This is a genomic window from Craterilacuibacter sp. (genome assembly GCF_051659485.1).
Classification (GTDB): domain Bacteria; phylum Pseudomonadota; class Gammaproteobacteria; order Burkholderiales; family Chromobacteriaceae; genus Craterilacuibacter.
Map to the genome: position 1 here is coordinate 1 of NZ_JBOFOO010000263.1, position 11,817 is coordinate 11,817.

Annotated in this window: 9 protein-coding genes; 3 read left to right on the plus strand and 6 right to left on the minus strand. The window is 58.2% G+C overall.

The window, feature by feature from the left end:
* The first annotated feature begins 339 nt into the window (after positions 1-339).
* Positions 340-4,182 carry a DUF3683 domain-containing protein gene (locus tag ACRC1E_RS09080; RefSeq protein WP_438514778.1) on the plus strand — a complete coding sequence of 1,281 codons (3,843 nt, stop codon included), beginning with the start codon at positions 340-342 and terminating at the stop codon, positions 4,180-4,182.
* A gap of 378 nt (positions 4,183-4,560) precedes the next feature.
* Positions 4,561-5,346, plus strand: a complete 786-nt coding sequence (locus ACRC1E_RS09085; protein WP_438514785.1) for a ferredoxin--NADP reductase — start codon at positions 4,561-4,563, stop codon at positions 5,344-5,346.
* A 59-nt stretch (positions 5,347-5,405) separates the two neighbouring features.
* Here the strand turns inward: ACRC1E_RS09085 and rquA are convergent, their stop codons facing one another.
* Together rquA and ACRC1E_RS09095 are read right to left on the minus strand one after the other, a co-directional pair.
* Positions 5,406-6,107: a rhodoquinone biosynthesis methyltransferase RquA gene (gene rquA, locus ACRC1E_RS09090; RefSeq protein WP_438514779.1), complete on the minus strand. Its 702-nt coding sequence runs from the start codon at positions 6,105-6,107 to the stop codon at positions 5,406-5,408.
* Between the two features lie 88 nt (positions 6,108-6,195).
* Positions 6,196-7,512, minus strand: a complete 1,317-nt coding sequence (locus ACRC1E_RS09095) for a hemolysin family protein (protein WP_438514780.1) — start codon at positions 7,510-7,512, stop codon at positions 6,196-6,198.
* A 145-nt stretch (positions 7,513-7,657) separates the two neighbouring features.
* On the opposite strand from ACRC1E_RS09095, the gene ACRC1E_RS09100 reads away from it, so the two are divergent.
* Positions 7,658-8,056: an HIT family protein gene (locus tag ACRC1E_RS09100; protein ID WP_438514781.1), complete on the plus strand. Its 399-nt coding sequence runs from the start codon at positions 7,658-7,660 to the stop codon at positions 8,054-8,056.
* On the opposite strand, the gene ACRC1E_RS09105 is transcribed toward ACRC1E_RS09100, so the two are convergent.
* The 4 genes from ACRC1E_RS09105 to ACRC1E_RS09120 form a co-directional block, all read right to left on the minus strand.
* On the minus strand, positions 8,053-8,445 hold the full coding sequence (locus ACRC1E_RS09105) for a hypothetical protein (RefSeq protein ID WP_438514782.1): 393 nt from the start codon (positions 8,443-8,445) through the stop codon (positions 8,053-8,055). The two genes, ACRC1E_RS09100 and ACRC1E_RS09105, sit on opposite strands and share 4 nt — an antisense overlap.
* Positions 8,446-8,716: 271 nt before the next feature.
* The gene (topA, locus tag ACRC1E_RS09110) at positions 8,717-11,023 is read right to left on the minus strand and encodes a type I DNA topoisomerase (RefSeq protein ID WP_438514783.1); all 2,307 of its coding nucleotides are present in this window, start codon (positions 11,021-11,023) and stop codon (positions 8,717-8,719) included.
* A 197-nt stretch (positions 11,024-11,220) separates the two neighbouring features.
* On the minus strand, positions 11,221-11,670 hold the full coding sequence (locus tag ACRC1E_RS09115) for a DUF494 family protein (protein WP_438514784.1): 450 nt from the start codon (positions 11,668-11,670) through the stop codon (positions 11,221-11,223).
* Between the two features lie 24 nt (positions 11,671-11,694).
* On the minus strand, positions 11,695-11,805 hold the full coding sequence (locus ACRC1E_RS09120; protein WP_438514786.1) for a hypothetical protein: 111 nt from the start codon (positions 11,803-11,805) through the stop codon (positions 11,695-11,697).
* Positions 11,806-11,817 lie beyond the last annotated feature (12 nt).

The window sequence follows — 11,817 nt, forward strand, 5'->3', positions numbered from 1 at the left end:
CGGGATTCGGGATTCGGGATTCGGGATTCGGGATTCGGGATTCGGGATTCGGGATTCGGGATTCGGGATTCGGGATTCGGGATTCGGGATTCGGGATTCGGGATTCGGGATTCGGGATCAGTGTTGCGAACCGACCCAAGCACGTCAACACCGCGGCTCCCGATTCCCGGCTCCCCGTTCCCGAAAAACGCAAGCCGCCAGCCTCCCGCGATTCCCTATTCCCTATTCCCTATTCCCTATTCACCCTATACGCACAACCCTATTGTCATCGTCGTTTTTCGCAACGCAACATATGAGATAGAATAAAGGCATTATCATCATCCCACGCTGGTAGCCTTGATGAACGCCCCCGCCCATCCGCGCGTCCGTGAAATTCCGTACAACTACACCTCGTATTCCGATCGTGAAATCATCATCCGCCTTCTGGGCGCGCCGATGTGGGACTTGCTGGATGCGCTACGCAAAGAACGTCGCACCGGCCGCTCGGCACGCATGCTGTTCGAAGTACTGGGCGACATCTGGGTAGTGGACCGCAATCCCTATCTGGTCGACGACTTGCTGGACAACCCCAAGCGACTGGCGGCACTGACCGAGGCCATGCGCCACCGTCTGGCCGAAATCGAAAAGCGTCGCGACGGCAATGACAAGGTCGGCCAGATGATCGCGGCGGCGCATGCGGCGGTTAATACCTTCGAATCCCGTTTCAACGAGACGCGCGAATTGCGCGCCCGTAGCCTCAAGGCACTGGGCAAACATACCCGGCGCGACAATATCCTGTTCGATGGCCTCGCGCGGGTATCGCATGTGACCGACGCGACTGACTGGCGCGTCGAGTATCCGTTCGTGGTGCTCAGTCCGGACAGTGAAGCAGAAATCGCCCCGCTGGTGCGTAGCTGCATCGCGCTGGGGCTGACCATCATCCCGCGTGGCGGTGGCACCGGCTACACCGGCGGCGCCGTGCCGCTGGACCGCAAGAGCGCGGTGATCAATACCGAAAAGCTGGACCAGCATCGCGGCGTCGAATACATCGACCTGCCGGGGCTGGAGGGCAAACGCGCCACCATACAATGCGGTGCCGGCGTGGTGACCGCACGCGTGTCCGAAGCGGCATCGGCTGCCGGCCTCGTGTTTGCCGTCGACCCGACCTCGGCCGAGGCCTCGTGCATCGGCGGTAACGTGGCGATGAACGCCGGCGGCAAGAAGGCGGTGCTGTGGGGCACCACACTGGACAACCTCGCCTCCTGGCGCATGGTCGATCCGGATGGCAACTGGATGTTCATCGAGCGGCTGAACCACAACTACGGCAAGATCCACGATGTAGCCAGCGCGACCTTCCGCGTCACCCGTCTCAAGGACGATATGCAGACGGTCATTTCCAGCGAAGAGCTGGTGATACCGGGCAGCGCCTTCCGCAAAGTGGGACTGGGCAAGGATGTGACCGACAAATTCCTCGCCGGCCTGCCCGGCGTACAGAAGGAAGGCTGCGACGGCATCATCACCAGCGCGCGCTTCGTATTGCACAAGATGCCGGCGCATACCCGCACCGTGTGTCTGGAATTCTTCGGCACCGTGGCACAGGCGACACCGGCCATTGTCGAGATTACCGACTACTTCAAACCGAATGGCGCGGGGCTGTTGTCCGGCGTGCATCTGGCCGGCCTCGAACATCTGGACTGGCGCTATGTGCGCGCGGTCGATTACGCCACTAAGGCCAAGGGCCGCGGCCGGCCCAAGATGGTGCTGATTGCCGACATCGTGTCCGACCATGAACACGCCGTTGGCGAAGCGGCCAGCCAGATCGTGCGCTTTGCCAATACCCGTACCGGCGAAGGCTTTATCGCGGTCACGCCGGAGGCGCGCAAGAAATTCTGGCTGGACCGCTCGCGCACCGCCGCCATCGCCCGCCACACCAACGCCTTCAAGATCAATGAAGACGTAGTCATCCCGCTGGACCGCCTCGGCGACTACTCCGACGGAATCGAGCGCATCAATATCGAACTATCGATCGCCAACAAGCTGCGCCTGATCGATACCCTGCACGACTGGTTCCATGGCCGCCTGCCGCTGGACAAGCAGGGCGTGGACATGGCCAGCGACGAGATCATCGGCGACCGCCGTGCCGCCGCGCTATCGCTTTTGGCCATCACCCGCGACCGCTGGCAATGGCTGCTGGACAATCTGGATGCGCCGTTTAACGACTACACCCAGCGCTGGCCCAAGGCTCCGCTGGAAAAAACACAAGCCCAGCCGGACACCGTGTTCATCGCCATGCGCGACTTTGCGCTGCGGGTGAGCTGGAAGAACGAGCTGTTGTCCGAGTTCGAGACCCTGTTCTCCGGCAAGTCCTACAGCGAAATTCTCGATGCACTGCGCCTCCAGCAACAGAAGGTGCTGCGCGGGCGCGTGTTTGTCGCGCTGCATATGCATGCCGGCGACGGCAATGTGCACACCAACCTGCCGGTCAACTCCGACGACTACGACATGCTGCAGACCGCGCACAAGGCGGTCGCCCGCATCATGGCGCTGGCACGCAGCCTGAATGGCGTCATCTCGGGCGAGCACGGCATCGGCATTACCAAACTCGAATTCCTGACCGAAGAAGAAATCCAGCCGTTCCGCGACTATAAGGCGCGTATCGACCCCAACGGCCACTTCAACCGCGGCAAACTGCTGCCCGGAGCCGACCTTACGATGGCGTATACCCCGTCGTTCGAACTGCTGGGTGCCGAATCGCTGATTCTGGAGCAGTCCGATATCGGCCAGATTTCAGCCTCGGTCAAGGACTGCCTGCGCTGCGGCAAATGCAAGCCGGTCTGCTCGACCCATGTGCCGCGCGCCAACCTGTTGTACAGCCCGCGCAACAAGATCCTCGGCGTCGGCCTGTTGACCGAGGCTTTTTTGTACGAAGAACAGACCCGGCGCGGCGTGTCGCTCAAGCACTTCGAGGAACTGTCCGATGTGGCCGATCATTGCACGGTCTGCCACCGCTGCGCCAAGCCCTGCCCGGTCAATATCGACTTCGGCGATGTCTCGGTCGCGATGCGCAATTTCCTGCGCAAAACCGGCAACAAGTCGTTTAACCCGGGTACGGCCGTCGGTATGGCGTTCCTGACGGCCAAGGACCCGGCCACCATCAAGGCGATGCGTGTCGGCCTGACCGGTATCGCCTACAAGGCCCAGCGTCTGGGCTTCGAGCTGGGACGCCGCTTTGGCCTGACCCGCAAGCAGGCCGAGCCGCCGGCCTCTACGGTGGGCCCGGCGCCGGTCAAAACCCAAGTGATCCACTTTATCAACAAGCCTATGCCCGGCGGCCTGCCCAAAAAGACGGCGCGGGCACTCTTGGATGTGGAAGACGCCAACGTGGTGCCGGTAATCCGCAACCCCAAAATCACCGAAGACGCGGAAGCCGTGTTCTACTTCCCCGGCTGCGGTTCGGAACGCCTGTTCAGCCAGGTCGGCCTCGCCACCCAGGCCATGCTGTGGCATGTCGGCACCCAGACCGTGCTGCCACCGGGCTACCTATGCTGCGGCTACCCGCAAACGGCATCCGGCTTTGCCGACAAGGGCGAACAGATCACCACCGAGAACCGCGTACTGTTCCACCGCATGGCCAACACGCTCAACTACCTCGATATCAAGACCGTGGTGGTCAGCTGCGGCACCTGCTACGACCAGCTGGCCAAATACCGCTTCGAGGATATCTTCCCCGGCTGCCGCATTATCGACATCCATGAATACCTGATGGAAAAAGGGGTGAAGCTGGAAGGCGTCAGCGGGCAAAAGTATATGTACCACGACCCCTGCCACACGCCGATGAAGGCCTACCAGCCGATCAAGGTGGTCAATGCGTTGATGGGCGGCGGCGTGGCGCTGAATGACCGCTGCTGCGGCGAGTCGGGCACCTTTGCCGCGGCGCGCCCCGATATCGCCACTCAGGTGCGCTTCAGGAAAGAAGAGGAAATCAACAAGGGCCTGGCGGCACTCGGCGAAACCGACAAGCCGGTGAAAATCCTCACCTCTTGCCCGTCCTGCCTGCAGGGCCTGTCCCGCTACAGCCCGGATACAGGTACCGAGGCCGACTATATCGTGGTCGAGATCGCCAAAAATATCCTGGGCGAAAACTGGATGAAGGACTACGTCGACAATGCCCGCAACGGCGGGGTGGAGCGCGTGTTGCTGTAAACCCTATCCATGGCCACCTTCGGGTGGCCATGCTTTAACAATCAGCGGGCTTCGCCTAGGCCTACATACCGAAGCGTGTAGTACCGGCCTGCCCGCTGGCCATGCTGCCGCCCCGGGAGGATAATTCCCAACGAGGCGAAGTTCATTCCTGACGGGAATATTGAACTACGGGCTAAAGAAGAAAAAAGAATAAATTCAGCGAAAACAAATCGTTCTCTGCCCGAATGCTGGCGTCTAAGATGCGTTTTGCCTGCTGGCATATGGATGGCAAGACCGGATGCGTGATCACTTCGGCAAGAACACGAGATGCATGGCTCGCGCCTGATACAGGCAGGGCAGCTGCAAAGTACACAGACACAAACAGAAAGCTTTAAGCCCATGGCCATCCCCGCCAATATGACTGCGGAGCGCGTACTCAGCGTCCGCCACTGGAACGACACCCTGTTCTCGTTCACCTGCACCCGTGATGAAAGCCTGCGCTTTATCAATGGCCAGTTCGTAATGATAGGGCTGGAAGTAAACAGCAAGCCGCTGATGCGCGCCTACTCCATCGCCAGCGCCAACTACACCGAAGATCTGGAGTTTTTCAGCATCAAGGTACAGGATGGCCCGCTCACCTCGCGCCTGCAGCACCTGAAGGAAGGCGATACCGTCCTCGTCAGCCGCAAGCCGACCGGCACCCTGGTACAAGACAATCTGCTGCCGGGCAAGAATCTGTACCTGTTGTCGACCGGCACCGGCCTGGCACCTTTCATGTCCATTATTCAGGACCCGGAAGTCTACGAGCGTTACGACAAGGTGATCCTGACCCACGGCGTGCGCTACAAGAACGAGCTGGCCTACGAAGAGTTCATTACCGAAGAACTGCCCAATAACGAGTACTTCGGCGACATCGTGCGCGAAAAACTGGTCTACTATCCGACCGTCACCCGCGAGCCGTTCCGCAATCAGGGCCGCCTCACCGACCTGATCACCTCGGGCAAGCTGTGTGCCGATATCGGCCTGCCGCAAATGTGCCCGGAAAACGACCGCGTACTGATCTGCGGCAGCCCGATGATGCTGGATGACCTATGCCACATCCTCGACGGCATGGGCTATGCCGAGAGCCCGCGTATGGGCGAGCCCGGCCACTACGCCATCGAGCGCGCCTTCGTCGAAAAATAAGCGGCGACCCGCCATGAAAAAAGGCTGACACGGTCAGCCTTTTTTTATTTGCACCACGCTTAGCGGCGCGTGACCTTCACGATCTGGTAAACGCCGCCGAAGATGGTTTCCTTCTCCCACACGAAATCATCCTTGCAGGTCGCGTAATCGCGGATTTCCTTGCGCCACAAGGCCTCGGCAAACGGCTCCAGAGCGCGATTGACGTACTTGAGCAGCCAGCCTATCGGTTGCCAGGGCTTGGGGCGGTGATAGTCGACAAACACCGCCTCGCCCCCCTTTGCAACCTGACTCAACATATTGTCGACAATGGCAGCCTTGAGTGTGTCCGGTACTTCGTGCAGCAAAAAGAAGCTACACACCAGATCAAACGGCACATCGCCCTGCCAGGTCGAGGCATCGGCACGAATGACTTCGGCCTGCGGCCGGTCGGCCAGCTTGGCGAGGCTATGCTCTATCTGTACCGGCGTGATGTCGGTCAGGGTAAAGTGCCCGGCACGGCCGACCTTGTCTGCCGCACGCTGCACCAGATCGCCATACACATGCGCCACCTGCCACACGCGGCTACCCGGACGGATACGTTCCAGATAGCGGCGCATCAGGCGCTGGTCATTCATGAACAGCAAAGTCGTCACCACGATATTGCGGTCCAAAAGGCCGGCCTTGACCGGATTGACGTAAGCCCAGTCATAGACCTCGGTCATATAGTCGGGCACGCCTTCGTAATAGCTGGCACGCGTACAGCGGGGCGGATTGGTGCTCATCGGAAAACTCCGTTCATATCATGCTTCAAACATATCAGAAACTGATGATATTTTTATTGAGCCAAGCCAAACAATTGCCGGCCAAACACTACACAGGCACATCTTCGCCCGGAGGCGGAGCCGCTTGACGGGTAACCAGAATCTGATCGATCTTGTGATTGTCGATGTCAACCACCTCGAACTTGTAGCCTTCCCACACCACACAGTCGGTCCGCTTGGGAATCTTGCGCAACATATACATCAGGAAACCGGCCACCGTCTCGTAGTTCTCGTCGCCGGGCAGATGATTGATGGACAGAGCCCGCAGCACATCCTCGACCGGCGTCATGCCATCCACCAGCCACGAGCTGTCGTCACGCTTGACGATCTGCTCTTCGATATTCTGCCCGACCAGATCCCCCATCACGGTACTCATCACGTCATTCAGCGTAATCACGCCAACCACCAGCGCGTACTCGTTGAAGATGACGGCAAAGTCCTCGCGTGTACTCTTGAAACGCTCCAGCACCTCGGACAGCGACAGCGTATCGGGAATCATCAAGACATTCTTGATCATCCCCGCCTCTTTCAGCGACATCTTGCTGCCGGAAATCAGCCGGCGCAGGATCTCCTTGGATTCCGCATAACCGATCACACTGTCAATCGAGCTGTCGCACACCAGAAATTTTGAATGCGGCTGCTCGGCGATTTTTTGCTTGATGCTGTCTTCCGATTCATCCAGCTTGAAAAAGACGATGCTCTCGCGTTGCGTCATCGACGACGGAACGGCCCGGTTTTCCAGCTCGAAAATATTCTCTATCACCTGATGCTCGTTCTTGTGCAGCACGCCGGCCTCGGCACCGGCATCCACTACGGCAAAGATATCGGCCGAGGTAATCACATCCTTGTGCATCAAGGGCAAGCCCAATAAGCGGAAGATGGCATTGGCCAGACCATTGAACGCCCAGACCAGCGGCAGCAACAACTTCACACAGAACAGCATCGGGCGCACCACCTTGACCGCCACCCGCTCCGGATAGGTCATGCCGATACGCTTGGGAACCAGATCCGCCAGCAGGATAAACAGGGAAGTCACCAGCAGGAAGGAACACAGAAAACTGACGGTGGTCACCCATGCACCATCAGAAAACAGGCGGAACAGCGCGGTAAACGTCGGCGTAAAAGCGGCCTCACCCAGAATACCGCCCAGAATAGCTACCGCATTCAGCCCGATCTGGACCACGGTAAAAAAGTGCCCGGGCTGCTCCTGCAGGCGCAGCACACGCTCGGCATTGGCATTGCCTTCATCAGCCATCACCCTGAGCCGCATCTTGCGCGATGCGGCAAGAGATATTTCGGAAACGGAAAAAAACGCACTGACCACGATCAGCAGTGCAATAACAGCCATATTGTTTAACAGACTCACAAGGTTCACCTCAATCTCGATGCGGCGCGAAAACTCATTGGGATAGAGTGAATGCGCCCGCAAGCCCGAAAGAGTATAGCAAAGGTCGCTGTGCTACCGTTCGCGCGCGTACAATTCAGTGATAAATGACCATGGAGCAAGCGTGATGAACTGTGAATTATGTACCCCGACTCAGACTGGCGTGTTGTATCAGGATGAGAGGCTGTCCGTCATTCTGGTGGACGATCCGCTTTATCCCGGCTTTTGCCGGGTCATCTGGAAAGCCCATGTGAAGGAAATGAGCGATCTGACGCCTGAAGATGCCGCCTATCTGATGAACTGGGTACTGCGCTGCGAGCGCGCGCTGCGGGAGTTGCTGCAGCCGGAAAAAATCAACCTGGCTAGTCTGGGCAATATGGTGGCGCACCTGCACTGGCATGTCATTCCGCGCTTTGCCGACGATGCCCATTTCCCGGCGCCGGTCTGGGCAAACGCACAGCGCGAGGGCAAGACCCATACCCTGCCCGATTTGAGTACACGGCTCAGGCAGGCTCTCAACGCCTAAGCCCGCCGGTACACAAAGCCCGGAAAGACATGAATGCTACCGGATAAGGCCATGGCATTCATGTCGCTCATCGGGCCCACCAGTACCCAGTGCACTTCGCCGGCAAGCAATTCACGATAGACCGGACATCCCGCCTGATAGAACAACAAATCCAGCCCGACAAACTGTTCGCAAGACAGCATATCGTGCGTAGAAACCGAAGCCAGCATCGTCAGCGTCATACTGTCCAGCGTATTGATCTGCTCCTGTTCGGCGCAATAAATACCGGCCAGACTTATGAAGAACGGGATGACTAGCATGACCCAGTCACCTGACAAAAAGAATATCAGGGTCAGGACTGCCGACCCGATAAAGAAAAAACGGCTATCCACATGCATGATGAACTCCAATCACAACACCTGGTGAATCCGCAATGAAAAACGCCGCCAGACGCGGCGGCGTTTCTAGCCTTAAAGGCATTCCGGTCCGTCTAAGGTACCGTTATGGCCGGAATGAATCCGGCGCTCTAAAACGGGATAACAACTCCCGTACAGCCACTATAGGCCGCTATTTAGCGTACTTCTGGATGAATTCCGTTAAAAAACGATACCCTAAGCATAATATGAAAGCGGCCATAAAAAACGCCGCACAAGGCGGCGTTTTACAGTAAAGTCCCGCAGCTTATTCCGCTGCTGCAGCCGGTTCGGCCTTGGCTTCCGGCGGGATGATCTGTTCGGCGTAGCCGCATTCTTTCTGCGGGCACACTTTCTCGGTACCGCGGCGCTTGGTCACCTTGATCGTCAGGATGGGCCAGTTACACTTGGGGCAAGGCTCGGCAACCGGAGGGTTCCAGGTTGCATACTTGCAGTCCGGATAACGGTTGCACGAGTAAAACAGCTTGCCATAGCGGCTCTTGCGCTCGATCAACTGCCCTTGCTTGCACTCAGGGCACTCGACACCGGTTTCCTTCGGTTTTTCCAGCGGCTCGATGTGCTTGCACTTCGGGTAGTTGGCACAGCCAATAAACTTGCCGTAACGCCCCTTCTTGACCACCAGTTGCCCTTCATCCTTGGGGCAGACGCGCCCTTCGATAATCTCGGGCGCCTCCGGCTCGGCGGCGTCTTCGGCACTTTCGTGCAGATCGCGGGTGTAGTCACACTCGGGATAGCCGGTGCAGCCGATAAAGCGTCCGCGCTTGCCGAAACGGATATTCAGCGGCTTGCTGCACTTGGGGCAAGCCTCGTCCAGCGCCTCGGTGGTAATCGATTCGCGCGAGATTCCTTCTTTTTCCACCAGTTGCTTGTGGAAGCCCTTCCAGAAGGTATCCATCACGGGTACCCACTGCCGGTCGCCGCTGGCGATCTCGTCCAGCTGGTTTTCCAGTTTGGCGGTGAAGTTGTAGTCGACGTACTGGCTGAAGTGTTCGGTCAGGAACTTGTTAACGATCTCGCCGGTATCGGTGGGCAGGAAGCGTTTCTTGTCGAGAACCACATACTCGCGATCCTTCAGCGTCGAAATAATGCTGGCGTAAGTCGATGGGCGACCGATGCCGAACTCTTCCAGCGACTTGACCAGGCTCGCTTCGGAGAAGCGCGGTGGCGGCTGGGTAAAATGCTGCTCGCCATACAGCTTGTCTACCGGCAGGGTTTCCCCTTCGGCCAGTACCGGCAATTTGGCATTGTCTTCGTCTTCGGCATCATCGACGTCTTCCTCGTATACGGCGAGGAAGCCGGCAAAGACCTGCACCTGACCACTGGCACGGAACACACCCGGCCCGACCTGGATATCGATACTGGTGGTATCGAACTTGGCCGGTGCCATCTGGCATGCCAATGTGCGCTTCCAGATCATGTCGTACAGCTTGAACTGGTCGCTGGTCAGGAAAGGCTTGAGTGCCTCCGGCGAACGGTAGATCGAGGTCGGACGGATCGCTTCGTGCGCTTCCTGCGCATTCTTGGCCTTGTTCTTGAAGGTCGCCGGATTTTTCGGCAGGAAATCAGGCTCGAACTTGTGTTCGATATAGTGGCGGATCTCGGTCACCGCCTCTGCCGCCAATGCCACCGAGTCGGTACGCATATAGGTAATCAGACCGGTGGTGCCCTGCCCGCTGTCCACACCTTCATACAGTTGTTGCGCGGTGCGCATGGCGCGGTCGGTAGTCATGCCCAGCTTGCGCACGGCCTCTTGCTGCAGCGTCGAGGTGGTAAACGGTGCGGCCGGATTGCGCGTCTTCTTTTTCTTCTCGATGGACGAAACCACCGCAGGCTGATCCATCAGCCGTGCCAGAATCTCGCCTTGCACCGCCTCATTGGGCATAGCGAACTGGTCGAGTTTTTTACCATCCAGCTGCGACAATTTGGCACCAAACTTGGTGCGGCTCTTATGGCTATCGAGATGTACCGACCAGTATTCCTGCTCGGTAAAGCCCTTGATCTCGTTCTCGCGCTCGCAAATCAGGCGCAAGGCCGGGCTTTGCACCCGCCCGGCGGAGAGACCGCGGCGGATTTTCTTCCACAGCAAGGGCGACAGATTGAAGCCGACCAGATAATCAAGCGCACGGCGTGCCTGCTGGGCATCGACCAGATCCTGCGCGATAGCGCGCGGATGGGCAATCGCGTCCAGCACCGCATTTTTGGTGATTTCATGGAACACCACGCGCTGCACGGTCTTGCCCTTGAGCAGCTTCTTGCCGGCCAGAATCTCAACCAGATGCCAGGAAATAGCCTCGCCTTCGCGGTCCGGGTCAGTCGCCAGATAGATATTGTCGGCTTCACGCACCGCAGTCACGATGGCGTCGACGTGTTTGCTGTTACGTGCGATGAGCTGGTACTTCATCGCAAAACCCTTGTCCGGGTCGACCGCGCCGTTTTTCGGCACCAGATCGCGCACATGGCCGTAGGAGGCAAGGACTTCAAAGTCCCCGCCCAGATATTTTTTCAGAGTCTTCGCCTTGGACGGCGACTCGACGATCAAGAGGTTAGCAGGCATGTCAGCATCGGCTTTCTTTACCCGTCTTTATGCGGGCGAACACATCCGGTATCCATCAAATAAAACAAGAGCGCAAGTGATGCCTGCACTCTTGATCACGGCGCTGGCCAAGCCAAGCGGGGGGCGATGGTAAGCCCATCAAGCAGCCATTCGCAAGTTGCCAACGGCAAAAACCATAGTTCAAGGCAATGACGGCCTTATTGCATGGTCGGGTCGCCATGCACCGCAGCCATTAATTCCTCACCCATCAACACCGGCAATTCGGCCTGCTGGCTCCACAACACCAGCAAGGCGACCAGCCTTGTGACGACCGGGTTGACATCATCGGCATCCAGCGCCATCAGACGATCGATAACCAGCTCGCGCTGCGCCGGCGTCAGGGCCTGATTGTCTTCCAGGAACTGGATAAATCCACGCACTTCTACGCTCAGGCGATCCTGCTCGTCTTCGGAGTAAAAACGCAAGCCGGAGCTTTCGTTTACGCCAAGAAACGGCTCGGGGTTCATGCCTTCCAGCCAGTCCAGTGCATCGCCTATTTCATCATCTTCGAAACCGGCAGATTCCAACTGGCGCGTCAAACTCTCGCGCTCTGGGCGCGTCGCCGGATCATCGTATTGCTCAAAAAGAAAAGTCAGAACATCAAACATCAAGTGCTTTCGAGATGGGCAGAGTCAGCTCAGGCGCTGATAACAGCTACCAGGCAGGCTGGCGACCCTACCCTGTATTTCAAGCTCGAGAAGCATCGGGTAAATCTCCTCTGCCGTCAACCCAAGACGGGACAACAGGGTATCAAC

Excerpts from the sequence above, each read along its gene's own strand:
- ACRC1E_RS09080 (WP_438514778.1), top strand. The coding sequence starts at position 340 with ATGAACGCCCCCGCCCATCCGCGCGTCCGTGAAATTCCGTACAACTAC.
- ACRC1E_RS09085 (WP_438514785.1), top strand. The coding sequence starts at position 4,561 with ATGGCCATCCCCGCCAATATGACTGCGGAGCGCGTACTCAGCGTCCGC.
- rquA (WP_438514779.1), bottom strand. The coding sequence starts at position 6,107 with ATGAGCACCAATCCGCCCCGCTGTACGCGTGCCAGCTATTACGAAGGC.
- ACRC1E_RS09100 (WP_438514781.1), top strand. The coding sequence starts at position 7,658 with ATGAACTGTGAATTATGTACCCCGACTCAGACTGGCGTGTTGTATCAG.
- topA (WP_438514783.1), bottom strand. The coding sequence starts at position 11,023 with ATGCCTGCTAACCTCTTGATCGTCGAGTCGCCGTCCAAGGCGAAGACT.
- ACRC1E_RS09115 (WP_438514784.1), bottom strand. The coding sequence starts at position 11,670 with ATGTTTGATGTTCTGACTTTTCTTTTTGAGCAATACGATGATCCGGCG.